General features: G+C 71.9%; 18 protein-coding genes and 1 riboswitch. Of the genes, 9 read left to right on the top strand and 9 right to left on the bottom strand.

The features are described 5' to 3' along the window. Window positions 1-31 precede the first annotated feature (31 nt). Both ACZ470_RS04595 and ACZ470_RS04590 read right to left on the bottom strand, forming a co-directional pair. Window positions 32-1,252, bottom strand: coding sequence for a LolA family protein (locus tag ACZ470_RS04595; protein WP_468424383.1), 1,221 nt, complete (start codon window positions 1,250-1,252; stop codon window positions 32-34). A 237-nt stretch (window positions 1,253-1,489) separates the two neighbouring features. Further along, entirely contained in the window at window positions 1,490-2,500 is a 1,011-nt protein-coding gene (locus ACZ470_RS04590) for a polyprenyl synthetase family protein (protein WP_468424381.1), read from the bottom strand. Window positions 2,501-3,072: 572 nt separating this feature from the next. Next, window positions 3,073-3,243: riboswitch (cyclic di-AMP (ydaO/yuaA leader) on the top strand. Window positions 3,244-3,246: 3 nt separating this feature from the next. On the opposite strand from ACZ470_RS04590, the gene ACZ470_RS04585 reads away from it, so the two are divergent. Continuing rightward, window positions 3,247-3,741: a transglycosylase SLT domain-containing protein gene (locus ACZ470_RS04585; protein ID WP_468424379.1), complete on the top strand. Its 495-nt coding sequence runs from the start codon at window positions 3,247-3,249 to the stop codon at window positions 3,739-3,741. On the opposite strand, the gene ACZ470_RS04580 is transcribed toward ACZ470_RS04585, so the two are convergent. Next, window positions 3,705-4,577, bottom strand: coding sequence for an HAD family hydrolase (locus tag ACZ470_RS04580; RefSeq protein WP_468424377.1), 873 nt, complete (start codon window positions 4,575-4,577; stop codon window positions 3,705-3,707). The genes ACZ470_RS04585 and ACZ470_RS04580 overlap by 37 nt on opposite strands. Window positions 4,578-4,809: 232 nt before the next feature. On the opposite strand from ACZ470_RS04580, the gene ACZ470_RS04575 reads away from it, so the two are divergent. The 6 genes from ACZ470_RS04575 to ACZ470_RS04550 all read left to right on the top strand — a co-directional run bounded on the left by ACZ470_RS04575 (window position 4,810) and on the right by ACZ470_RS04550 (window position 11,636). Further along, the gene (locus ACZ470_RS04575) at window positions 4,810-5,880 is read left to right on the top strand and encodes a GNAT family N-acetyltransferase (protein WP_468424375.1); all 1,071 of its coding nucleotides are present in this window, start codon (window positions 4,810-4,812) and stop codon (window positions 5,878-5,880) included. A gap of 17 nt (window positions 5,881-5,897) precedes the next feature. After that, the gene (locus tag ACZ470_RS04570; RefSeq protein ID WP_468424373.1) at window positions 5,898-7,181 is read left to right on the top strand and encodes a glycosyltransferase family 2 protein; all 1,284 of its coding nucleotides are present in this window, start codon (window positions 5,898-5,900) and stop codon (window positions 7,179-7,181) included. Then, the gene (locus tag ACZ470_RS04565) at window positions 7,178-7,978 is read left to right on the top strand and encodes a polysaccharide deacetylase family protein (protein WP_468424371.1); all 801 of its coding nucleotides are present in this window, start codon (window positions 7,178-7,180) and stop codon (window positions 7,976-7,978) included. The genes ACZ470_RS04570 and ACZ470_RS04565 overlap by 4 nt, the downstream gene beginning before the upstream one ends. 73 nt (window positions 7,979-8,051) lie before the next feature. Beyond that, window positions 8,052-9,965, top strand: coding sequence for a hypothetical protein (locus ACZ470_RS04560; protein ID WP_468424369.1), 1,914 nt, complete (start codon window positions 8,052-8,054; stop codon window positions 9,963-9,965). Between the two features lie 43 nt (window positions 9,966-10,008). Further along, window positions 10,009-10,473: a hypothetical protein gene (locus ACZ470_RS04555; RefSeq protein ID WP_468424367.1), complete on the top strand. Its 465-nt coding sequence runs from the start codon at window positions 10,009-10,011 to the stop codon at window positions 10,471-10,473. Between the two features lie 89 nt (window positions 10,474-10,562). Further along, a complete protein-coding gene (locus ACZ470_RS04550; RefSeq protein WP_468425175.1) occupies window positions 10,563-11,636 on the top strand; it encodes a glycoside hydrolase family 26 protein in 1,074 nt (357 codons plus the stop codon). A 24-nt stretch (window positions 11,637-11,660) separates the two neighbouring features. On the opposite strand, the gene ACZ470_RS04545 is transcribed toward ACZ470_RS04550, so the two are convergent. Next, entirely contained in the window at window positions 11,661-14,042 is a 2,382-nt protein-coding gene (locus ACZ470_RS04545) for a lipopolysaccharide biosynthesis protein (protein ID WP_468424365.1), read from the bottom strand. Continuing rightward, window positions 14,035-15,225, bottom strand: a complete 1,191-nt coding sequence (locus ACZ470_RS04540; RefSeq protein WP_468425173.1) for a DegT/DnrJ/EryC1/StrS family aminotransferase — start codon at window positions 15,223-15,225, stop codon at window positions 14,035-14,037. Before ACZ470_RS04540 ends, ACZ470_RS04545 begins: the two co-directional genes overlap by 8 nt. Window positions 15,226-15,537: 312 nt before the next feature. Here ACZ470_RS04540 and fahA point away from each other — a divergent pair, with 312 nt between their 5' ends. Together fahA and ACZ470_RS04530 are read left to right on the top strand one after the other, a co-directional pair. Continuing rightward, complete coding sequence (gene fahA / locus ACZ470_RS04535) at window positions 15,538-16,752, top strand: fumarylacetoacetase (RefSeq protein WP_468424363.1); 1,215 nt, start codon at window positions 15,538-15,540, stop codon at window positions 16,750-16,752. A 184-nt stretch (window positions 16,753-16,936) separates the two neighbouring features. Further along, window positions 16,937-17,875 (top strand): M56 family metallopeptidase, encoded by a 939-nt coding sequence (locus tag ACZ470_RS04530; protein WP_468424361.1) that lies wholly within the window; start codon window positions 16,937-16,939, stop codon window positions 17,873-17,875. Between the two features lie 155 nt (window positions 17,876-18,030). Here ACZ470_RS04530 and recQ read toward each other — a convergent pair whose 3' ends face one another. The 4 genes from recQ to nuoL all read right to left on the bottom strand — a co-directional run bounded on the left by recQ (window position 18,031) and on the right by nuoL (window position 25,252). Beyond that, window positions 18,031-19,890, bottom strand: a complete 1,860-nt coding sequence (recQ, locus tag ACZ470_RS04525) for a DNA helicase RecQ (protein ID WP_468424359.1) — start codon at window positions 19,888-19,890, stop codon at window positions 18,031-18,033. Between the two features lie 174 nt (window positions 19,891-20,064). Continuing rightward, a complete protein-coding gene (gene nuoN / locus ACZ470_RS04520; protein ID WP_468424357.1) occupies window positions 20,065-21,714 on the bottom strand; it encodes an NADH-quinone oxidoreductase subunit NuoN in 1,650 nt (549 codons plus the stop codon). After that, a complete protein-coding gene (locus ACZ470_RS04515; protein WP_468424355.1) occupies window positions 21,711-23,282 on the bottom strand; it encodes an NADH-quinone oxidoreductase subunit M in 1,572 nt (523 codons plus the stop codon). The genes nuoN and ACZ470_RS04515 overlap by 4 nt, the downstream gene beginning before the upstream one ends. A 5-nt stretch (window positions 23,283-23,287) precedes the next feature. Continuing rightward, window positions 23,288-25,252 (bottom strand): NADH-quinone oxidoreductase subunit L, encoded by a 1,965-nt coding sequence (gene nuoL, locus ACZ470_RS04510; protein WP_468424353.1) that lies wholly within the window; start codon window positions 25,250-25,252, stop codon window positions 23,288-23,290. Between the last annotated feature and the right edge of the window lie 6 nt (window positions 25,253-25,258).

The raw sequence follows: 25,258 nt of genomic DNA, 5'->3' as shown, positions 1-25,258 counted from the left end.
GTCACATCGTCACGTCGTAAGGCCCCGGGCTCTACTTCCCCGAGTTCGCCGCCTTCACGAGCGCGTCCTTGGTGACCGTGCCCGCGTAGACCTTGCCGTCCTCGGTGATCAGGGCGTTCACCAGGCGGGTGCTGAACACCGTGCCGGTGCCGAACTCGCCCTTGACCTGGTCGCCGAGGGAGCCGAGGAATCCGCCGAGGTCACCGCCGGCCCCGCCGGTGGGCAGGCCGCCCTCGGCGCCGGTGTCGAAGGTGGCGATGGAGTTCCAGCCCTCGCCGAGCATCTTCAGGCCGTCGAGTCCCTTGCCCAGGTCCTCCTCGGACTTCGGGGCCCGCTCCGGCCCGCCCGAGTGCTCCCGGCCGTGGTCGAGTTCGCCGTCCTCGGTCACCTTGGCGCCCTTGGGCGGGGTGAACTCGAACGTCGACGCGGCGGGCCGGTCGAAGCTCACCTGGGTGAAGCCGACGTCCACGACGGCGGCGCCGCCGCTCGCGGGGGTCAGCGTGAACTTCAGCGGCAGCCCCGTCCTGTGGTCGACCGCGATGCTGATCGCGCCGATCGTGGAGCCGGACTGCTTGGGCTTGACGACCAGCTTGTACGCGTCCCGGCCGGCCACCTGGGCGGTGCCGTCGACGGTGACGGACGTGGTGTCGTCGACCGACTTCAGCGCCTCCTCGGCGAAGTCGTCCGGGGTGGCCGGGGGCCGCTGCTCGCGGTCCTGGCCGGACTCGTCGACCGTGCCGTGGTAGACCTCGTTGGACGCGCTGTCGTAGCCCCAGACGTCCTTGCCGTTGTGGATCAGGCTGTACTCGGCGGCGTTCTCCAGGAGCGACAGCTTCTGCCGGTCCGGGCCGTCGGTCGCGACGCGCAGGGTGTGCGTGCCGGAGGCCAGTTCGGTGAGCTTGGCCGAGGGGTCGGCGGAGGAGCCGCCGTCCTCGCCGCGCTCCATGGCGCCGGAGGCGAGGCTGCTCTCCAGGCCGCCGAGGTTCGGCAGACCGAGGTCCGTGGTGATCTTCACGGTGCCGGACAGCTGCTCCACGTCCGACTTCGCGATCTTCTCCATCAGCTGCGCGGCGGTGATCTCCGGCAGGTCGGGGTCGCCCGAGTCGGCGATGGCGGGGACGAGCCCGATGGTCGCGGCCGCCACTCCCATCACCGTGACCGGGACGACGTACCGCGCGGCCCTGCGCCGCCCCGCGCGCGGCTCGTCGACCTCCCTCGCGGTCGTCATGTCGTCGGAATCGTACGGTGCCATGTGTGCCCTCCGTGGTCGGCGGCGGCTTCCGTCTCGTGTCCTCGCACCAGTCTCACCCTGAGCCGCCATTCTCACCCGAACCGGTGAGAAGTGGTGTTGTCCGTCGTTGTCCATCTGACCAAATCCGGCAGGCGGATTCGTCAGACCCCGGACGCAACTCCACGTACTGCTGCGGTATGACACGGGGGGCGGTTTCCTCCCCCGACCAGTAGGGGTCGGGGAGGAGTTCGGGCCGGCTCAGCCCGCGCGGTGCACCACCGCGTCGCACAGCTGCACCAGCGCGGCCTTCGCCTCGCACTCCCGCAGCGGGGCCAGTACCGCACGCGCCTCCTCGGCGTAGCGCACGGTGTCCCGGCGGGCCTGGTCCAGGGCCGGGTGGGCGCGCAGCAGCCGCAGCGCCTCGGCGTGCCGGGCGTCGTCGGTGAGGTCGGAGTCCAGCAGCTCGCACAGGGCGATGTCCTCGGCCAGTCCCAGCCGGGCCGCCCGCTCGCGCAGCCGCAGCACGGGCAGGGTGGCGATGCCCTCGCGCAGGTCGGTGCCGGGGGTCTTGCCGGACTCGTGGGAGTCGGAGGCGATGTCCAGGACGTCGTCGGCGAGCTGGAAGGCGACGCCGAGCCGCTCGCCGTACTGGGTGAGGACGTCCACGACCGTCTCGTCGGCGCCGGACATCATCGCGCCGAAGCGGCAGGAGACCGCGACCAGCGAGCCGGTCTTGCCGCCGAGCACGTCCAGGTAGTGGTCGACCGGGTCGCGGCCGTCCTGCGGTCCCGCGGTCTCCAGGATCTGACCGGTGACCAGCCGTTCGAACGCCTCGGCCTGGACCCGCACGGCCTCCGGTCCGAGGTCGGCCAGGATGTGCGAGGCCCGAGCGAAGAGGAAGTCGCCGGTGAGGACCGCGACGGAGTTGCCCCAGCGGGCGTTCGCGCTCGCGACTCCGCGCCGCACCTCGGCCTCGTCCATCACGTCGTCGTGGTACAGCGTGGCCAGGTGGGTCAGCTCCACGACCACGGCCGACGGCACGACACCGGGCGCGTAGGGGTCGCCGAACTGGGCGGCGAGCATCACGAGCAGCGGACGGAACCGCTTGCCGCCGGCCCGCACCAGGTGCTGGGCGGCGCCTGTGATGAAGGGCACCTCACTCTTGGTGGCCTCGAGCAGCCCCTCCTCGACAGCCGTCAATCCGGCCTGGACATCGGCTTCCAGAGCCTGGTCCCGCACGCTCAGCCCGAACGGCCCGACGACGGTCACGAGGGGTCTCCTGTCTGCTGGTGTCCACTGGTGATTACACGGTTTGTCGATAGGTCGCTGCCATCACTCAAGTCAGCGTATCCGGTCACGTTTCGATCACCGCCAGCGCCCAGGGTTACGGGCAGGGCGCTACGGGATCGAAAGGCGAGCGATTTTGATCGGTTGATAACAACGGACATTCCCTGACTTTCACGGACGTAGCGATCGACTCCTCGGCCCGGCCTCCGGCCCGCCGTCCGGACCGCTCCTCGCCGCGCGAACCATCCTGCCCGCCCCGACGTCCGATTTGCCGCAAATACCAAGCGAATTCCCCTTGGCGAGAAATGCGCTCGCGAGTGATCCCCAGTGAAGTGGGTCACGCGCACCCCGGTACCCGCACCACGGGCCTTCACTCCCCTTTCCCCCTTCCACAGAGTGGAGTTGACCCTTGGCACTCGCAAAGGATCAAGCGCCCAAAACACCCCAACTCAAGATCAAACGGCGTGATGCGTGACGGCCGCACTTGTTCCCGACATGTGCTCTCGCATACGTTCCCGGCCTGCCGGGTGGACGCCGAATCCTGCCGCCGCCCGCATCAACCACCGACGATCACTCATGACGGCAGGAGCGGGGGACCCAGGTAAGCCGCCGGGCCGGCCACGCGCCGGAACGGCTAGGGGTGAAGCCATGCCCGCAGGGGCACGGCCGGGCACTCTCCCGCCCGAACCCGACAGCTCACCTCGCAGGCGTAGGAGAGGAACCCAGACATGCCCACTTCCGGTCTGCACCGCCGCTTCGGCAACAGCCGCCTCGTCCGCTCCCTCGCCGTCGCCGGCACCGGCGTCGCCATGGTCGCCCTGCCGCTGGTCGGCGCCACCGGCGCCTCCGCGGCCACCACGGCCGACACGACGACCACCACGGCCGCCGCCACGACCGCCTACCCGGACAACCTCGACGGCTGGATCCGCGAGTCGCTGGACGTCATGGCGCAGCACGGCATCCCGGGCAGCTACGAGGGCATCCACCGCAACATCATGCGCGAGTCCTCCGGCAACCCGCTCGCCATCAACAACTGGGACTCCAACGCCGCCGCGGGCACCCCGTCGAAGGGCCTGCTCCAGGTCATCGACCCGACCTTCGCGGCCTACCACGTGCCCGGCACCGCCTTCGACCCGTACGACCCGGTCGCGAACATCACGGCGGCCTGCAACTACGCGGCCGACCGCTACGGCTCCATCGACAACGTCTTCGGCGCGTACTGAGCCACCCGCTGACGGCCCAGCACGGCCGTCTTGTCGAACAGTCGCTCGAGGACGACGGCCACGCCGTCGTCCTCGTTCGACGTGGTGACCTCGTCTGCCACCGCCTTCAGCTCGGGGTGCGCGTTGGCCATGGCGACGCCGTGGGCCGCCCAGTCGAACATGGGGATGTCGTTCGGCATGTCGCCGAAGGCGATCGTCCGCGCCGGGCTCAGCCCCAGGTGCTCGGCGGCCAGCGCCAGTCCCGTCGCCTTGGTCACCCCGCACGGCTGGAGCTCCACGGTGCCAGGACCCGACATGGTGACCGTGGCCAGCGAGCCCACCACCGACCGCGCCGCCGCCGCCAACGCGTCGTCGGACAGGTCCGGGTGGCGCAGCAGCACTTTGCTGATCGGCATGTCCCACAGCTCGGCCCGCCGCTCCACCCGTACGGCGGGCAGGGTCGGATGCGGCATCAGATAGCCGGGCTCGATCAGCGTCAGCCCGTCGACCCCGTCCTGGTCGACCGCGGCGTACACCTCCCCCACCTCGGCCTCGATCTTGCCGAGCGCGGTCTCCGCCAGTTCCCGGTCCAGCGTGACGGACCACAGCATCCGGTCCGCGCCGGCGTCGTACACCTGCGCACCCTGGCCGCACACCGCGAGCCCCGTGCAGCCGAGGTCGTCCAGGAGCGGACGCACCCTGGGGGCCGGTCGCCCCGTCACCACGAGGTGCCGGGCACCTGCCCGCTCCACCCGCGCGAGCGCGGCTAGGGACCGGTCGGACAGGGTGTCGTCGCCGCGCAGCAGCGTCCCGTCCAGGTCGGTGGCGATGAGTGAACAATCGGTGGGTGCGGCCATGATCAGAGAATACGGACAACACGACGGCGCGATTCACCGTGCATCACCGTGTACGGAACCGCTCGCTTTCCGTGCGCTTCCGCTTCCGTCATCGCCGGGTACGGACCGGTTCAGGACTCTTTCACCGTTTGGCAAGAACATGGTCCGCTATCTACCGTCCCCCCGCTCCGGGGCGGTACCTTCCAAGAGTCCAGGGGGGACTTGATCGGGGGGTCAGGTGAGCAGTGGACGCATGCGCGTGCTGAGGCCGGAGGAGCTCAGCGAGGGGGAACGGGAGCGCTGGCGGGAACTGCGCGCCGCGACGGACGCACCGCGCAACCCCTTCATGGAACCGGAGTTCACCGTCGCCGTGGGCCGGGTGCGTGCGCGGGCCCGGGTCGCGTCGCTGTACGAGGGCACGGAACCGGTGGGCTTCCTTCCGTACGAGCGGGGCGCGTGGGGGCAGGGCCGGGCGATCGGGCTCGGGGTGTCGGACTGCCAGGGCGCGGTCCTGGCTCCCGGTGTCGCCCTGGAGACCGGTGAACTGCTGCGCGGCTGCGCGGTGTCGAGCTTCGTCTTCGACAACCTGGAGGCCGACCAGGGGCTGCTGGTGCCGTACGCGGCGGAGGAGCACGCCACCTATGTCATCGACGTGGAGAAGGGCTACGAGACGTACGAGTCGGTGCTGCGCACCCAGTCGCCGAAGTTCCTGAAGACCACGCTGGCCAAGGAACGCAGGCTGGGCCGCCAGGCCGGGCCCGTGCGGTTCGTCTTCGACGAGCGCGACCCGGCCGCGCTGCGCGCGCTGATGGAGTGGAAGTCGGCGCAGTACCGCAGGACCGGGCGCCGCGACCGGTTCGCGCGGGAGTGGATCGCCCGGCTCGTGGGCCGGCTCGCCGAGACCCGGGCCCCGCAGTGCACGGGCACGCTGTCGGTCCTGTACGCCGGCGAACGCCCGGTCGCCGCGCACTTCGGGCTGCGTTCGGCGTCCGTGCTGGCCTGCTGGTTCCCGGCGTACGACCCGGAGTTCGCGAAGTACTCGCCGGGTCTCGTGCTGCATCTGCGGATGGCCGAGGCGGCGGCGGCCGAGGGCATCGGGATGCTCGACATGGGGCGCGGGGCGGCCGAGTACAAGGACTCGCTGAAGACCGGCGAACGCGCCGTGTACGAGGGGGCGGCCACCCGTCCGGGCGTGGGCGCCGCGCTGCACTGGCTGAGCCGCGAGCCCGCGCGCCGCGCGCAGGGCTTCGTCCGCGCCCGCCCGCGCCTCGCGTCGCTGGCGTCGCGGACCCTGAAGGGCGCGGCACGGCTGCGCCGGTCCTGAGGAGGGGGGAGGGACGGATGTCCCGGAGAACAGGCACGCAGGAGGAGATACGACGGTTCCTGGCCATCGGCGCGGTCCAGGTGGCCGACCTGGACCTGGCCGGTGACGAGGCCGTGCTGAGACCCGGCCCGGGAAGCCCGCCGGTGACGCACGGCGAGGTGTTCCTGCTGGTCAGACGGTCGGGCCGCCCGGTGGGGACACTGCTGACACACGTACCGGAGGGGCCGGACCCGCGGGCGGTGCTGACGGAGGCGGCCTCCGGAGTTCCGCGGGAGGCCGAGGGCGCGGGGGGCGCCGCGGAGCCGCCGTACGCCTCGGTCGTCGTGGCCACCCGGGAGCGCGCCGGGCAGCTCGCGCGGGCGCTGGACTCGCTGCTCGCGCAGGAGCATCCGCGGTTCGAGGTCGTCGTCGTCGACAACGCGCCCGTGACCGGCGAGACCCGTGAGCTGGTGGAGCGGAAGTACGGCGAGCGGGTGCGGTACGTGTGCGAGCCGGTGCCCGGACTCGCGACCGCGCACAACAAGGGGCTGGCCGAGTCGCGGGGCGAGGTCGTCGCGTTCACCGACGACGACGTGGTCGCCGATCCGCGCTGGCTCACCGAGCTGACCGCGCCGTTCGCCGCCGACCCCCGGCTCGGCTGCGCCACCGGACTGATCCTGCCCGCCCGGCTGCGCACTCCCGCCCAGGTCCTGCTGGAGAGCCACGGCGGCTTCGCGAAGGGCTTCACACCGACGACGTACGACCCCGGGGACCCGCCGCGCGACGAGCCGCTGTTCCCCTTCACCGCGGGCCGCTTCGGCTCCGGCGCGAACATGGCCTTCCGTACGGAGGTGCTGCGCGGCGTCGGCGGCTTCGACCCGGCCACGGGTGCCGGGACGGCCGCCCGGGGCGGCGACGACCTCTACGGATTCGTCCGCGTCCTCGCCCAAGGGCACCGGCTGCGCTACACGCCGTACGCGCTGGTGTGGCACCACCACCGGGAGACCTGGGCCGACCTGGAGACCCAGGCGTACGGCTACGGCGCCGGCCTCACCGCCTACCTCACCGCGATCCTGGTCAACCGCCCCGCGCTGCTGCCGGCGTTCCTCGCCCGGCTGCCGCGCGGTCTGGCCCACGCCCGCGCGCTGACCGAGGCGCGCGACTCGGACGGCGGCGGTGCGCCGGGCGGGCACGACACGCGCACGCATCCCTGGCCGCGCCGTCTGTCGCGGCTCCAGCGCAGGGGAATGCTGTACGGACCGCTCGGTTATCTGCGGGCGCGGCGGGCCCTGGCGGGCGCCGCCGGAAGGGGGACGAGATGAACCCGGCCGCCATACCCGTATTCCTCTACCACGCCGTGATGGACGATCCGCCGGACTGGATCGCCGAGTTCACCGTCACGCCGAAGGAGTTCGCGTCCCATCTCGACGCCGTCCTGGACAGCGGCCGCACGCCCGTCACCATCAGCACCCTCGCCGCGCATCTCGCCGGACGGGCGCCCCTGCCGCCCCGGCCGGTACTGCTCACCTTCGACGACGGCTTCGCCGACCTGCCCGGTCCCACCGCCGAGGCCCTGGCCGAGCACCTGCTGACGGCCACCGCGTATCTCACCACCGGCGCCATCTCCCCGGGCGGCCGCAGTCTGCTGCCGCCCGCCCCGATGATGAGCCTGGACCAGGTCGTGGAGCTGGAGCAGGCCGGTGTCGAGATCGGCAGTCACACGGTCACCCACGCCCAGCTCGACACGCTCACCGCCAAGCGGCTCCGTGCCGAACTGCTCGACTCCAAGGCCGTACTGGAGGACACCCTCGGCCACTCCGTGCCCCACCTCGCCTATCCGCACGGCTACAACAGCCCCCGGGTGCGCGCCATGGCCGCCGGGGCCGGGTACGAGACGGCGACCGCCGTACGGCACGCGCTCAGCTCGGACCGGGACGAGCGCTACCGCATCGCCCGCCTGATCGTCCGCCGCGGCCACACCGTCGCCGATGTCGAGGCGTGGCTGGCGGGTGACGGGGCGCGGATCGCCCCGTACCGGGACGGCCTGAGGACCGTCGGCTGGCGGTGGTACCGCCGGTCCCTCACCGTCCTGCGCGGCCGTCCGGCGTTCGCCGGCTGAGGCGAGTTCTGCGTTTTTGGTGTGAAAAACAGAGGTAATTCCTATACTCGTCGCGGGGGAGGGGAGTCTCGGCGTGCAACAACATGTGCCCGTACCGACCACTGAGAGCAGCGAGCTGCCCAGCCCCGAGCCGGCCGACGGCCCCGCGGATCCTGGACCGGCCACCGGCCGTCGCAGATCCTGGCCGGTCCCGAGCGGTCCGCCCGACGCCGGGCTGCTGACCCTGCTGCTCGCCGCCGGGCTGTGGTTCTACGCCCTGCCCCGCATCGGCTTCCGGGAGATGGGCGACTACGGACTGCTGGACCGCCTCCCGGCCGCCTACTACCTCTCGCTGGTGGTCCTCACCGCCGGCTTCGTCCTCAGCCTGCGGCGCGCGGGCACCGCGCCCTGGTGGCCGGCCGCGCACTGTGCCGCGCTGCTGTTCGCGCTCAAGGCGCCACCGGCGATGCTGTACGACGCCGTGCGCTACCCGTGGGCGTCCAAGCACGACGCCGTGGTCAACACACTGCTCGCCAACGGTGAACTGCGGCCGGGCGCGGCGCTGTCGGGCAACATGTCCGCCTACGACCAGTGGCCGGGCTTCTTCACCCTCGACGCCGGCCTGGTACGCGCCTTCGGCGTGGAGAGCGCCGCCACGTACGCCAACTGGGCACCGATCGTCCTCGGTCTGCTGATGATGCCGGTGCTCGTCCTCATCTACCGCACCTTCTGCCAGGACTGGCGGCTGGTGTGGACGGCCGTATGGATCTTCCAGCTCGCCAACTGGGTGGGCCAGGACTACTTCGCTCCCCAGGGGCTCGCGTACCTGCTGCATCTGTCGGTCATCGCGGTGGTGCTGCGGCACTTCGTGCGGCCCGGGTCGGCGGGGCGGCTGCGCGACCGCACGTACCTCGACCCGGCCGCCGCCGGCGTGCCGGCGCCCACGGGCCCCCGGCAGCGCGCGGTCTGCGTGGTGATCCTCGCCCCGCTGATCGCCGCCGTCAACGCCACGCACCAGCTCACCCCGGTGATGCTCTGCATCTGCCTGTTCGCGCTCTGCCTCACGCGCCGCTACCGCAATTACGGGCTGCTGGCCGTCGCCGTGCTGCTGATGCTCACCTGGGACCTGACCATGGGCCGGCCGCTGTTCGTCGAGACGCTGTCCACCCTCAAGGAGTCGATCGGGGAACTGACCCAGAACTCCCGCGCGGGATACGCGGGACAGCTGACCGGTCCCGGACCCGAACTCGCCGGAACCGCCAACGTGCTGATGGTGCTCGCGGTCGCCGCGCTCGCCGGGGTCGCCCTCCTGCTGCGGCGCCGGCTGGTCCGCAGCGCGCTGCCGCTGCTGCTGGTCTCCGCCGCCCCGGTCCCGCTCTTCGCCGTCAACGACTACGGCGGCGAAATGCTCTTCCGCGTCTACCTGTTCGGCCTGCCGGGTGCGGCGTTCTTCGCCGCCGCCGCGCTCGTGCCCGCCGCCGCGGGCACCCGCGGCCGGGCGGGGACGCTGCGGCGCCGAGCCGCGGCAGTCGCCCTGCCGGCCGTGCTGCTGGTGCTGCTGGCCGGCTTCCTGCCGTCGTACTACGGCAAGGAGAAGATGTACTACACACCGCCCGAGGAGACCGCGCTGGTCACCCGGGCCCTCGACAACGCCCCCGACGGCTCGCTGATCCTCGCCACCAGCGGTTCCTTCCCGCAGGCGCTGCACCGCTACGACCGGCTCGAGCACTGGTTCTTCGCCGAGCAGGAACTGCCCGAGAACGAGAGGATGCTGAAGGACCCGGCCCGCTACCTCGCCGACCGGATCCCGCCGGGAACCAGGACGTACGTCGTCCTCACCCGCACCCAGGACATCTACACCGCCGGCGAGGGCCTGCTGCCGGCCGGCGGCTTCGAGAAGCTGCGCACCGAACTCTCCGTCTCACCTCTCTTCCGGACCGTCGAAAGCCATTCCTACGGCGTCGTCCTGGAGTACCGCCCGGCCGCCCGAGGATCGACCACAAGGTGATCGAAGTGACGTTGAAGGCCAGTCAGTTCCGTCAGGTCAACCCATGAGCCGCACCGACTCCGCCCACTCGACCGACGCCACGGCCTCCAAGGGCCTCAGTGGCATCCGGGTCACCGCGACGCACGTCAGAGTCCTCATCGGCGCCTCGGGCTGGCTCGCGCTGGCCGCCACCGCCCTCCCCGGCCCCTCACCGCTGCGCTGGATCCCGGTGCTGCTCTTCATCCTGTTCGGGCCCGGCTGGGCGGCCCTGTATCCGCAGCCGGGCGGGCTGGCCACCGGCGCGAGACTGGAGGCCGTCGCGCTCGCCGCGCCGATCGGTCTCTCGCTGGGCGTGCTCACCGCCACCTCGCTGTTCCTGGTGGAGGGCTTCTCGTCGACCTCCTTCCTCGTCTCGCTCGCCGTCTTCACCACGGTCGTGGCCGCCCTGCCCGGGCTGCCGCTGCCCGCCGCCCGGCGCGGCGCGGCGGAACGCGTCAAGCGCAGGCCCACGGACGGCGGTGGCACATGACGGGGTCGCACCGGCTGCGCGAGCCGCGCAAGCGGTCCAGGTGGCGCGGGCTGAGGGAGACGGTGCGCGCGAGGCGCGGTTACACGGCGATCGTCCTGGTGACGGTCGCCGCGCTGCTGACCGGGCTCGGCGTCTGGGCCGCCCGCTCCGACGACGCGGACCCCTCCGCTCGGGGACTGCCCGGCGACGCGGCCTCCGGCGAGCTGCCCACCGGCCCCTGCGCCCCCACCGACACCCTGGTCCCGCCCTGCGGCGCCTGGTGGGGAGCGTATGTGCCGTACGCGGCGAACGGTTCGCTCAAGGACGCCGTGCTCGGTTTCGAGAAGCGGATCGGCCGTAAGCTCGATCTCGTCTACAACTACCACGACATGTCGGGCACCGAGCTCGACGGACAGCTGCTCACCCCCGACGAACAGGAGCTCGGCAAGGACCGGCTGCTCATGCTCGCCTGGGAGTCCACCGTCTGGACCGAGCCGCACCACGAGAACTGGACGGAGACCCAGCTCGGCTGGAAGAACATCGCCTCGGGAAAGTACGACGAGGAGATCATCGACCCGCAGATCCGGCGCCTCAAGGCCTACGGCAAGCGCGTCTTCTTCTCCTTCGACCAGGAGACCGACGCCCGCATCAAGGAAGGCGCCGGCACCCCGGAGGAGTTCGTCGCGGCGTACCGCCATCTCCACGACCGGTTCCGTGAACTGGGCGCCGACAACGTCGTCTGGGTGTGGACCGTCTCCGGCTACCTCGGCAGCGCGAAGGAGATGAAGGCCCTCTACCCCGGGGACGAGTACGTCGACTGGATCGCCATGGACCAGTACAACTACTACGCCTGCCACGACACCACCGACTGGAAGGACTTCCTGCGCAGCCAGCAGCCCAGCTACGAATGGCTGCGCGAGAACGTCACCGACGACAAGCCGGTGATGCTCGCGGAGTTCGCCACCGCGCCCGACGCCGACGACCCGGGACGCCAGCGCGACTGGTACACCCGGATCCCGGCCGACGTGAAGAAGCTCCCGGAGGTGAAGGCCCTGGTGCACTGGAACCGGCCGACCTCGGAGGAGCCCGAGTGCGATCTGACCGTCAACGACGGCCCGGGGCTCGAGGGCTACCGGGAAGCGGGACGGAACGGGTACTTCCACCAGCCGGTGCCACCCCGCTGAGCGACGCCCGGCCCGCCCGGTCGCTCAGCGGCCGGGCGGGCCGTTCCGTCCGCCGCGGAGCGCGAGCCGTGCCGCCGGCACCGCCCGGCCGATGAGCAGCAGCCCGAGGAGCACGAGCAGCAGCGGCAGCGCGACCGGCGCCAGTGCCTGCCGGAACACCCAGCCGGCCACCCCGAGGAGATACAGCACGCCCCAGCGGGCCGGCCACGTCAGCCGACCGCCCGCACGCGCGAGCAGCAGCCACAGCGGTACGAGGCACAGCAGCTGGAACACCGCAGGGGCCCACCGCAGCAAGGGACCGGGTCCGTCCAGCCCCACCGCCTCCGCGAGGAGGCGGGCCGCGTCGGAGTACAGCGCCCCGTCCACCGGATCGGGCCGCCACCCGAGGGCGACGGGCGCGATGTGCAGGGCGAGCAGGGCGGAGCCCACCGCGGCGGCGGAGAGCCAGGGGACCGGCCGTCGGCACAACGTCACCGAGGCGACGAAGACGAGGAGCAGCACTCCTCCCGCCGCCGACGCGGGCAGCGGGAGTCCTTCGAGCAGCCGGCGTCCCGTGGGCTCGCCCCCGCCGGCGCCGTCGGACCAGGGGAGCGAGCGGATCGACGCCCAGAAGACGAGGGTCGCGAGGACGAGCAGGGCCCACAGGGTCCCCACCAGCCGACGGTCGGCGTCGTCGCCGGGCACCGGTGGCCCGGCGGGGTCCGGACGGTCGTCGGGCCGGCCGGCGTCCCGCGTCGAAGTGCCGGGGAGTGCCTCCTCGGCCCACGGCGCCCCGCTCGCCTCCGCCGGCACCCGCCGCTCCTCCCGGATGCCGTACTCCACGTCGGGCGGCCGCTCCTCGCCGTCGGCGCCGTCCCCCCGCTCGTCCGGGGCCGGCGGCCGCACGATGAACGCCACCCGGTCCGCCTGAAGGGCTTCCCGTTCGTAGCCGGGACGGCCGATGAACAGCGTGACGGTCTCCTCGTCGTCCTCCCGGTCCTTGCCCTCGTACGCCGCCCGGCGCGCCCAGTTCGTGCCGTACCCCGCGGTGGCGTTGAGCCGGGCCCAGCGCGTGCCGTACTCGGGGGCGCCGGTGTGCTCCCCGGTCCCGTCGGTCTTCTCCCGCAGCGCCGCACGCAGCCCGAACACCGACACGGCCGCGATCAGCGTCATGCTGATCAGCACCGCCCAGCCGGCCCCCGCGATCCCCGCCGGGGTGAACAGCACGGCCGCGCTGCCCAGCACCAGCGCGCACATCGCGCCCTGGAGCGCGGCGAGCACTCCCGTGCGCCCCTGCACCCGCAGCACCCCGATGTACAGCTCCACGACCACACGGGGCAGCGCGCCGAGCGCGAGCAGCCGCAGCACGGTCGAGCCGTGCTCGGCGTAGTCCGCGTCGAACGGCGTGAGGATCTGGGGCGCGAAGACGACCAGCACCGCGACCACCGGCACCAGCAGCAGCGTCATCCTGCGCAGCGCCCCCCGCACCCCGTCGGCGAGCTGACGCGGGTCGTGGGAGGCGTGGGCGGTGAGCGAGGAGGCCATGTTGATGGCCATGAACTCCATCGTGCCGCCGACGGTGTACGCCACGTAGAAGTAGCCGTTCTCCGCGGCGCTGAAGCGGACCGCGACCATCACCGGCAGCAGGTTGATCATGGCCAGGCTGAACAGCGCGCCGAGCGAGTCACCGGCCAGGAACCGGCCCATGGACCGCAGGCCGGGCGGTTCCACGTCGTGGTCGGCGGCGGCCTGACGGGGAATGAGCCGGCGGAAGATCAGCCAGCCGAGCGGCAGCGTGGAGAACGCGATGGCCACGGCCCAGGAGACGAAGATGCCCAGCACGGGCAGCGCGCTCGCGAAGACGGCCAGCAGGACCAGCTTGCCGATGGAGAACACCGCGTTCCCGGCCGGCACCCACTCGGCCTTGCGCAGCCCGGTGAGCACGCCGTCCTGGAGGGTGAGCAGCGCCCACGCCACGCACGCGGCGACGAACAGCGCCCCGGCCGCCGGTGTGCCGAGCGGCGCGTAGGAGGCGCCCCACTGGTCGAGCGTGAGCAGGAAGACGCCCGCGGCCAGGGCGACGACCACCGAACTCGCCAGGTACACGCCCCACACCAGGCGCCCGGTCCGGCGTCCCGAGCGCGGGACGAAACGGACCACGGCGCCGATCATCGTGGTCGCGGTGATGCTGGCGAGCAGCCGCATCGCGGCGATCGCGGCGGAGCCCTGGCCGACGGCGTCCTCGGAGTAGTAGCGGGCGGCCACGAGCCAGAACCCCAGGCCGAGGACGGCGGACACGCCCGTGCTGAGCATCAGGAAGTAGGCGTTCTTGAAAAGGGAGTCGGAGCCGGGCGGGCTGCTCCCCGGGGGCCGTGGCCCGCCGTCGGCACGCACCGCGTCGGGCTCGTGCACCTGGGTGTCAGTCACGGGCCGGCCCCGGCCCGTCGGCCGGCTTCCCCGGCCGCGTCAGGTCCTCCGGCGGTTCGGCCGGCCGCACGCCGGACCGCTCCAGAGCGTCGACGGCCTCCCTCGCCCGCAGCGGATCCACCGGCAGCGCGTGCCGCGCGAACCAGCGGGCCGCGCCGGGCGCGGGCGACGGGTCCGTGAACTCCCGGCCCGCGTAGTCGTCGAGGGGCGGGTCGTAGAGGTAGCCGACGACGATCCCGCGCCGGGCCAGTGCGGCGATCGCGGCGTCCCGGTCCGCCACCAGCAGCGGCACCCGGAACAACGGCTGCGCGTCGCTCCCCTCCCGGGGCCGGGCCCACCGTGTCGACAGCAGCAGCTCGGTGCCGTCCCGGTGGGCCCGAAGCACCTCGTCCAGCCGTCCGAGACAGCGCCGGATCCGCCGCAGCCGCAGCGGGCCGGACCGCAGACGGTAGGTGTGCATGTCGACGCGCACCCAGGAATCGTGCGCGGCCAGATCCGGGGCGGCGTCCATGGCCCGGGCCAGTTCCCCCGGGCGCAGCGGCATCCTGATCCCGTCGCGCTCTGTCAGCCCCAGCAGCTCCAGCGCGGCCCACGCGGCGCGACGCAGGCCCAGCCCCCGCACGGCCGCCTCGGCGTACGGCCGTAAGGCATAGGCGAGTTCGGACGCCGTGCGGCGCGGGGTGAGCAGTTCGTCGCAGGTGGCGCGCAGGGTGTCGGCCAGGCCCGGGTCGGCGACCGCGAGGATGCCGCCCGCCTGGGCGCCGACGTGCTTGGAAAGGCTGAAAACGGAGGCCTCGCCCCAGGCCCCGACGGGCCGTCCGCCGACCTCGCTGCCGATCGCGTGCGCCCCGTCCTCCAGCAGCGGAATGCCCAGCGCGTCGCAGCGCGCCCGCAGTTCCGGCGCCGGGTCCGGGTTGCCGTACAGGTTGGTGGTCAGTACGGCGGAGAGCGAGCCCCATGTCTCCTCGGGCACGGCGTCGATGTCGATGGACCCGTCGAACGGGTTCAACGGCGCCTGCACCGGCCGCAGTCCCGCCGCCAGCACCACGAAGAAGATGACGTCGTCGTTGACCGGCGACATCAGCACCCTGCCGCCCGGCGGGCACCAGTGACGCAGCGCCGCGTACATCCCGAGCCTGCACGACGGCACGTACACGCATTCCCGGCCGAGCCGGCCGCGCATGGTCTCCTCCAGCCGTCCCGGCTGGATTCCCGAGCGCGCCGAGCGCGGGCCGGCCTCCCCAATGGCCATCCGCCCCCCAGTGTGCCGTCGGAACGCCCCCTCCCCGAGGCCTTCCGGCACCCGCCCAGAGTCGCCCCGTTCGCACCGCTCCGTCAAGATTGCCTCCCATCCTGTGGATAACTTCCGGTACGCAAGGGGAAGCGGGGTGCGCCACCACATCGGCTCTGCACAAGACCGCCGTGTCACCCGTAACGTGTGGCACGGCCACGGACACGTGGCGCACCTGCGCACACGAAAGCGAGGCAGCACCCGATGCCCCCCTTCGATGTCCCCGAGGGCGATCCCTTCGGCCCGCACAACCTGCCGTACGGCGTGTTCTCGCCCCCCGGTTCGTCGGAGCGGACCGTGGGCGTCCGGCTCGGCGACCACGTCCTCGACGCCGGCGCGGCGGCGCACGCCCTCGGCTCCCCCTACGCCTCCCTGCTCGCCCGGCCGACCCTCAACCCGCTGCTGGCTGCGGGCCGTACGGCCTGGTCGGACGTGCGGCGGGCGCTCACGGCGTGGGTGACGGTCCCGGCGCACCGGGAGACCGTCGAGCCGCTGTTCCACCCGCTGTCCGAGGTGACCCTGCACCTCCCCTTCGAGGTCGCGGACTACGTCGACTTCTACGCGTCCGAGAACCACGCCCGGAACGTCGGACAGATGTTCCGCCCCGACGCACCCGACTCCCTGACCCCCAACTGGAAGCACCTGCCGATCGGCTACCACGGCCGCTCCGGCACGGTCGTGGTCTCCGGGACCGACGTCGTACGCCCCTCCGGCCAGCGCAAGGCGCCCACCGACGCCGCCCCGGTCTTCGGGCCGTCCGTCCGGCTGGACATCGAGGCCGAGGTCGGATTCGTCGTCGGCGCCCCGTCCGAGCTGGGCCGCCCGGTGCCGCTCGGCGACTACCGCGACCACGTCTTCGGGCTCTGCCTCCTCAACGACTGGTCCGCCCGCGACGTCCAGGCCTGGGAGTACGTCCCCCTCGGCCCGTTCCTCGGCAAGTCCTTCGCCACCTCCGTGTCGGCCTGGATCACCCCGCTGGACGCCCTGGACGAGGCCCGCGTGGCCCCGCCGGAGCGCACCCACGAACTGCTGCCGTACCTGGACGACGCGGACGAGGAACCCGGCGGCTACGACCTGCGGATCACCGTCGCCGTCAACGGTCACACGGTCTCCGAGCCCCCCTTCTCCACCATGTACTGGACGGCCGCCCAGCAGCTCGCCCACATGACCGTCAACGGCGCCTCCCTGCGCACCGGCGACCTGTACGGCTCCGGCACCGTGAGCGGCCCCACCGAGCGCGAACGCGGCTCGCTGCTGGAGCTGACCTGGAACGGCCGTGACCCCCTCGAACTCCCCGACGGCAAGCGGACGTTCCTGGAGGACGGCGACGTGGTGACGCTGTCGGCCTGGGCGCCGGGCCCGGACGGTGTGCGCGTGGGCCTCGGCGAGGTCACGGGACGGGTGGTGCCCGCCGTCTGACCCGTCCGGCCCTCGCCGATCCGTCACGACCCCTGACTCACACCGCCCCTCGCCGTCATACTTGGCGCGGGGCGGTGTGCGCGTTCGCACCTCGCTCCCCGCAACTTCTGTAACTCCAGCACCTCCAGCACCTCCCGCACGACCTGAAGCCGCCCTCGTCCGAGAAGATTCCGGAGCCCGTGGCATGACCGTCTGCCTGCTCCTGCTGAGCGTCGTCGCCGTGACGGCCGCCGTGCCCGTCCCCCGGGCGCTGACCCGGGCGAAGTGGCCCGAACGGGAACCGGTCGTCGCCCTGTGGGTGTGGCAGTGCCTGGTCGCCACCGTCCTGCTGTGCTGCGTCACGGCTCTCGCCCTGGGCGCCGCCGCCGTCTTCGGCACCGTCCGCGCCCAGCTCTTCGCCCCGGCCCCGCCCGCGGTGACCGCGGCGTACGACCTGTCCGCCGCCTCGCCCTGGACGACCGCCCTCACCGTGCTGCTGGCCTGCGGGGCCGCCTGGACGACGGCCATGCTGGGGCGCGAGCTGGTCGAGGCCCGCCGCCGGCGCGTCCGGGCCCGGGAGCATCTGCGGGAACGCGCCCCCGATCTGCCCGCGGGCCTCCCCACGGCCCGCGGTCCCCTGCTGGTGCTGGAGGAGGAGTACCCCGACGCCTGGTGGATGCCGGGCAGCCCGCCCCAGCTGATCGTCACCACCGGCGCCCTTCAGCGTCTCACCGACCACCAGCTGAACGCCGTCCTCACCCACGAGCGCGGCCACGCCCGCGCCCGCCACGACTGGCTGCTGCACCTGTCCACCGCGCTGGCCACCGGCTTCCCGCGGATCCCGCTGTTCGCGCACTTCTGCGACCAGACGCACCGCCTGGTCGAGCTGTCCGCCGACGACACGGCGTCCCGCCGGTGCGGCCACCTGACCACGGCGCTGGCGCTGATCGAACTCAACCAGCACCGGGGGGTGCTGTCCTGCGCGTCCAGCCACCGGCTGCTCGGTGAGCGCGTCGACCGGCTCCTGGAGCCGCCGCCTCGCCTCGACCGCCGGCATCGCGCGCTGACGACGGCGGCGGCGGCATTGGTGCCCCTTGTCCCGCTGCTGATCACCTTCGCACCGGGGCTGACGGCGCTGCCGTAGCCGTCACGCTGCGGCGGGGTGGGCCGGGGGGAGGTTCGCAGCCCGGCGTTCGCGGGGTGCCTCCCCCACTCTCGGCTTCGCTCGAGCGGGAGGTACCCCCACCGCCCACCCGTGCCGCCCCAGCGGCACGACTGCCCGCAGCTGCGGGGTGCGGGCTACTCCGGTGGCGTCAGGCCCGCCAGGACCTCCACCACGCCCTCCCCGTACGTCGCCAGCTTCTTCTCCCCCACCCCGCTGATCCCCCCGAGCTCGGTCACCGACGTGGGCCACACCGTGGCGATCTCCCGCAGCGTCGCGTCGTGGAAGATCACATACGCCGGAACCCCCTGCTCCCGAGCCTGCTCCGCACGCCACGCCCGCAACGCCTCGAACGCGGGCTGAAGCTCCTCGGGCAGCTCGGCCGCGGCGGCCTTGGCCTTGCGCTCCCCCCGGGACCCCGCACCCCGGGACGCGGCCGCCGCCGGCTTCTTCGGCTCCTTGCGCAGCGGCACCTCCCGCTCCCGCCGCAGCACCGCCCCGCTGGCCTCGGTCAGCACCAGCGTGCCGTACTCCCCCTCGACCGCGAGCAGCCCCTGGGCCAGCAACTGGCGTACGACACCCCGCCATTCCGCCTCGCTCAGCTCCTCACCGATGCCGAACACCGACAGCTGGTCATGGTCGAACTGGATCACCTTGGCCGTGCGCCGCCCCAGCAGGATGTCGACGATCTGCACCGCGCCGAACTTCTGGCCGCGCTCACGCTGGAGCCGCACCACCGTGGACAGCACCTTCTGCGCCGCGATGGTCCCGTCCCACGTCTCCGGCGGGGTGAGACAGGTGTCGCAGTTGCCGCAGCCCGCCGGGTCGGGGTCCTGACCGAAGTAGGCGAGGAGCTGGCCGCGCCGGCACTGGGCGGTCTCGCACAGGCCGAGCATCGCGTCCAGGTGCTGGTTGGCCCGCCGGCGGAACGCCTCGTCGCCCTCACCGGACTGGATCAGCTTGCGCTGCTGTATGACGTCGTTCAGCCCGTACGCCATCCAGGCCGTGGACGGCAGCCCGTCGCGCCCCGCGCGGCCCGTCTCCTGGTAGTAGCCCTCGACCGACTTGGGCAGGTCGAGGTGGGCGACGAACCGGACGTCCGGCTTGTCGATGCCCATGCCGAAGGCGATGGTCGCCACCACGACCAGTCCGTCCTCCCGCAGGAACCGCGCCTGGTGCGCCGCGCGCGTCCCCGCGTCGAGGCCCGCGTGGTACGGCACCGCCTCGATGCCGTTGCGCGAGAGGAACTCGGCGGTCTTCTCGACCGAGTTGCGCGAGAGGCAGTAGACGATGCCCGCGTCCCCGGCGTGCTCCCCGCGCAGAAAGCTCAGCAGCTGCTTCTTGGGGTCAGCCTTGGGCACGATCCGGTACTGGATGTTGGGGCGGTCGAAGCTCGCCACGAAGTGCCGGGCGTCCGGCATGCCCAGCCGCTCGGTGATCTCCCGGTGCGTGGCGTGCGTGGCCGTCGCCGTGAGCGCGATGCGGGGCACGTCCGGCCAGCGCTCGCCGAGCAGCGACAGCATGAGGTAGTCCGGCCGGAAGTCGTGGCCCCACTGGGACACGCAGTGCGCCTCGTCGATCGCGAAGACGGAGATCTTGCCGCGCGACAGCAGGTCGAGGGTGGACTCCAGCCGCAGCCGCTCCGGCGCGAGATACAGCAGGTCCAGCTCGCCGGCGAGGAACTCCGCCTCGACGACCCGCCGCTCGTCGAAGTCCTGCGTGGAGTTCATGAACCCGGCCCGCACACCCAGCGCCCGCAGCGCGTCCACCTGGTCCTGCATCAGCGCGATGAGCGGGGAGACGACCACCCCCGTGCCCGGCCTGACCAGGGCCGGAATCTGGTAGCACAGCGACTTGCCGCCACCGGTCGGCATGAGCACGACGGCGTCGCCGCCCGTGACCACATGCTCGATGACCGCTTCCTGCTCGCCGCGGAAGGCGTCGTACCCGAACACCCGGTGCAGCGCGGTCAGCGCCTCGCTCTCCGTCACTGCCATCCCGCCGCTACCACCCATCACCGTGCCCCCGTGAGTCGTCCCTCGACCACTGCCTCCACGATAGGGGCCCGCACCGACAGCCCCGGAGTTATCCACAGACCCGCCCCCGACGACAACGGCCCGGCACCCCCCGAAGGGTGCCGGGCCGCCGTCGACGTGCCGGTGAGGGCCGTATCAGCGCACGAACACTCCCGCGTCCCCCGCCAGCTCCAGGAAGTACTGCGGTGCCACGCCGAGCACCACCGTGACCGCCACGCCGACCCCGATCGCCGTCATCGTCAGCGGTGACGGCACCGCGACGGTCGGGCCCTCGGGGCGCGGCTCGCTGAAGAACATCAGGACGATGACGCGGATGTAGAAGAACGCGGCGATGGCCGACGAGATCACACCGACCACGACCAGCGGGGCCGCCCCGCCCTCCGCCGCCGCCTTGAACACGGCGAACTTCCCGGCGAAACCGGAGGTCAGCGGAATGCCCGCGAAGGCCAGCAGGAACACCGCGAACACCGCCGCCACCAGCGGGGACCGGCGGCCGAGCCCCGCCCACTTGGACAGGTGCGTCGCCTCACCGCCGGCGTCCCGCACCAGCGTGACCACCGCGAACGCGCCGATCGTCACGAACGAGTACGCCGCCAGATAGAAGAGGACGGACGAGATGCCGGACGGCGTGGTCGCGATCACACCCGCGAGGATGAATCCCGCGTGCGCGATGGACGAGTACGCCAGCAGCCGCTTGATGTCGGTCTGGGTGATCGCCACGATCGCACCGGCCAGCATGGTGACGATGGCGACGGCCCACATGACCGGCCGCCAGTCCCAGCGCAGGCCCGGCAGCACCACGTACAGGATCCGCAGCAGCGCGCCGAACGCCGCCACCTTGGTCGCCGCCGCCATGAAGCCCGTCACCGGCGTGGGGGCGCCCTGGTACACATCGGGCGTCCACATGTGGAAGGGGACGGCGCCGACCTTGAACAGCAGGCCCATGACCAGCAGCGCGGCGCCGACCAGCAGCAGCGCGTCGTTGCCCATGGTGTCGGCGAGCGCCGGGGTGACCTCCGGAACGGTGCCGTCGACGACCTGCGCGATCGCGGCGTACGACATCGAGCCCGAGTAGCCGTACAGCAGCGCGATGCCGAACAGCGTGAACGCGGAGGCGAACGCGCCGAGCAGGAAGTACTTGACGGCCGCCTCCTGCGACATCAGCCGCTTGCGGCGGGCCAGCGCGCACAGCAGGTAGAGCGGGAGCGAGAGGACCTCCAGCGCCACGAACAGCGTCAGCAGGTCGTTGGCCGCCGGGAAGACCAGCATGCCGGCGACCGCGAACAGCAGCAGCGGGAACACCTCGGTGGTGGTGAAGCCGGCCTTGACCGCCTTCTGCTCGCTGTCACTGCCCGGCACCGACGCCGCCTGCGCGGCGAAGGAGTCCACCCGGTTGCCGTGCGCCTCCGGGTCGAGCCGGCGCTCGGCGAAGGTGAACAGGCCGACCAGGGCCGTCAGCAGGATCGTGCCCTGGAGGAACAGGGCCGGTCCGTCGACGGCGATGGCGCCCATCGCCGCGATGCCCGCCTTGGTGGTGCCGTAGCCGTCGGCGGCGAGCGCCACGACGGCGGCGAACGCGGCGACGAACGCGACCACTGCCACGAACATCTGTGCGTAGTAACGGGATTTGCGCGGTACGAACGCCTCGACCAGGATCCCGACGACCGCCGCGCCGACGACGATCAGGGTGGGGGCGAGCTGTCCGTACTCGATCTTCGGCGCGTCGATCTTCGAGATCGGGTCGGCCGCAGTTGTCCACAGGCTGTGGACGGCTGTTGCGCTCACTTGGCCGCCTCCACCTCGGGCCGGGGGTCCTTCTTCTCCACATCGGACATGGTGTGCTTCACCGCCGGGTTCACGACGTCCGTGACGGGCTTCGGGTAGACGCCCAGGAAGACCAGCAGCACGACCAGCGGCGCGACCACCGCGATCTCCCGCACCCGCAGGTCGGGCATCGCGGCCACCTCGGGCTTCACCGGGCCGGTCATCGTCCGCTGGTAGAGGACGAGGGTGTAGAGCGCGGCGAGGACGATGCCGAGGGTGGCGACGATCCCGATCACCGGATAGCGCGTGAACGTGCCGACCAGGACCAGGAACTCACTGACGAAGGGCGCGAGCCCCGGCAGCGAGAGCGTCGCCAGACCGCCGATCAGGAACGTGCCGGCGAGCACCGGGGCGACCTTCTGCACACCGCCGTAGTCGGCGATGAGCCGCGAGCCGCGCCGCGAGATCAGGAATCCGGCGATCAGCATCAGCACGGCGGTCGAGATGCCGTGGTTGACCATGTACAGCGTCGCCCCGGACTGGCCCTGGCTGGTCATCGCGAAGATGCCCATGATGATGAAGCCGAAGTGCGAGATCGACGCGTACGCGATCAGCCGCTTGATGTCGCGCTGTCCGACCGCGAGCAGCGCGCCGTAGATGATGCTGATGACCGCCAGGACGAGGATGACGGGCGTCGCCCACTTGCTGGCCTCCGGGAAGAGCTGGAGGCAGAAGCGCAGCATCGCGAAGGTGCCCACCTTGTCGACGACGGCCGTGATCAGCACGGCCACCGGCGCGGTGGACTCCTGCATGGCGTTGGGCAGCCAGGTGTGCAGCGGCCACAGCGGCGCCTTCACCGCGAATGCGAAGAAGAAGCCGAGGAACAGCCAGCGCTCGGTGCTGGTCGCCATGTCCAGCGAGCCGTTGGCCCGTGCCTCGGCGATCTCGGTGAGCGAGAAGTTCCCGGCGACCACGTACAGCCCGATCACCGCGGCCAGCATGATCAGACCGCCGGCCAGGTTGTAGAGGAGGAACTTCACGGCCGCGTACGACCGCTGCGTCGCGGCCGTCTTCTCGCCGTGCTCGTGGGCCCGGTCCCCGAAGCCGCCGATGAGGAAGTACATCGGGATGAGCATGGCTTCGAAGAAGATGTAGAAGAGGAAGACGTCGGTGGCCTCGAAGGAGAGGATCACCATCGCCTCGACGGCCAGGATCAGGGCGAAGAAGCCCTGCGTCGGCCGCCACCTCCTGCTCCCCGTCTCCATCGGGTCGGCGTCGTGCCAGCCCGCGAGGACGATGAACGGGATCAGCAGGGCGGTCAGCGCGATCAGCGCCACCGCGATGCCGTCGACACCCAGCTCGTACCGGACGCCGAAGTCGGCGATCCAGGCGTGGGACTCGGTGAGCTGGTAGCGGTCGCCGTCCGGGTCGAACCGCACCAGGACGACGATCGCCAGCACGAGCGTGGCGAGCGAGAACAGCAGCGCCAGCCACTTGGCCGCCGTGCGCTTCGCGGCCGGTACGGCGGCCGTGGCGATCGCCCCGATGGCCGGGAGCGCCGCCGTCGCTGTCAGCAGAGGAAAGGACATCGGTATCAGACCGCCCTCATCAGCAGGGTCGCGGCGACCAGGACCGCCGCGCCGCCGAACATCGAGACCGCGTAGGACCGCGCGAAGCCGTTCTGCAGCCTGCGCATCCGCCCGGACAGGCCGCCCATCGAGGCCGCCGTGCCGTTGACGACCCCGTCGACCAGGGTGTGGTCGACGTAGACCAGGGAGCGCGTCAGGTGCTCACCGCCCCGGACCAGGACCACGTGGTTGAAGTCGTCCTGGAGCAGGTCGCGCCGGGCGGCCCGGGTGAGCAGCGACCCGCGCGGGGCGACGGCCGGCACCGGACGGCGCCCGTACTGGGCCCAGGCGACCGCCACACCGATGACCATCACGGCGACCGTGGAGGCGGTCACCGTCATCGCGCTGATCGGCGCATGACCGTGGTCGTGGCCGGTGATGGGCTCCAGCCAGTGCATGAAGCGGTCGCCGATGCTGAAGAAGGCACCGCCCGCGACCGACCCGACGGCCAGCACGATCATCGGGATCGTCATGACCTTCGGGGACTCGTGCGGGTGCGGCGGCGTGTACTCGCCGCGGGTCTCGGCGGCGGGCTCCACGTCGGGCTGGGTCGGGGACGGCGTCGGGGCGTTGCGCCAGCGCTCCTCGCCGAAGAACGTCATCAGCATCACGCGCGTCATGTAGTACGCGGTGATGGCGGCGCCGAGCAGGGCGCAGGCGCCGAGGATCCAGCCCTCGGTGCCGCCCTTGGCGAACGCCGACTCGATGATCTTGTCCTTGGAGAAGAAGCCGGACAGGCCCGGGAAGCCGATGATGGCGAGGTAGCCGAGGCCGAAGGTGACGAACGTGACCGGCATGTACTTACGAAGGCCGCCGTAGCGCCGCATGTCGACCTCGTCGTTCATGCCGTGCATGACGGAACCGGCGCCGAGGAACAGCCCGGCCTTGAAGAAGCCGTGCGTCACCAGGTGCATGATCGCGAAGACGTAGCCGATGGGGCCGAGGCCCGCGGCCAGCACCATGTAGCCGATCTGCGACATGGTCGAGCCGGCCAGCGCCTTCTTGATGTCGTCCTTCGCGCAACCGACGATCGCACCGAAGAGAAGCGTGACCGCGCCGACGATGGTGACGACCAGCTGGGCGTCCGGGGCGCCGTTGAAGACGGCCGCGGAGCGGACGATCAGATACACGCCCGCCGTCACCATGGTGGCCGCGTGGATCAGGGCCGAGACCGGGGTCGGGCCCTCCATCGCGTCCCCGAGCCAGGACTGGAGCGGCACCTGGGCGGACTTGCCGCAGGCGGCGAGCAGCAGCATCAGCGCGATCGCGGTGAGCTTGCCCTCACCGGCCTGCCCGGCGAGGCCGGGCTCCTCCAGGGTGCCGAGCACCGGCCCGAAGGCGAAGGTGCCGAACCACAGGAACATCAGCATGATCGCGATGGACAGGCCCATGTCGCCGACGCGGTTGACCAGGAAGGCCTTCTTCGCGGCCGTCGCGGCACTGGGCTTGTGCTGCCAGAAGCCGATCAGCAGGTAGGAGGCGAGACCGACGCCCTCCCAGCCGACGTACAGCAGCAGGTAGTTGTCGGCGAGGACGAGGATCAGCATCGCCGCGAGGAACAGGTTCAGATAGCCGAAGAAGCGGCGGCGCCGCTCGTCGTGCTCCATGTACCCGACGGAGTACAGGTGGATCAGCGAGCCGACGCCGGTGATCAGCAGGACGAACGTCATCGACAGCTGGTCCAGCCGGAAGGCGACGTCGGCCTGGAAGCCCTCCACCGGGATCCAGCTGAACAGGTGCTGCGTGACGGTGCGTTCGTCGGCGCCCTTGCCCAGCAGGTCGGTGAACAGCACCAGGCCGAGCGCGAAGGAGACGGCCGCGAGCAGCGTGCCGATCCAGTGGCCGACGGCGTCCAGCCGGCGTCCGCCGCACAGCAGGACCACCGCTCCGAGCAGGGGCGCCGCCACCAGCAGCGCAATCAGGTTCTCCACGATTCA

It is taken from the genome of Streptomyces sp. NPDC031111, assembly GCF_055570675.1.
Note: the sequence above shows the minus strand (reverse complement) of the source record. Positions and strands in the feature narration are given on the sequence as shown.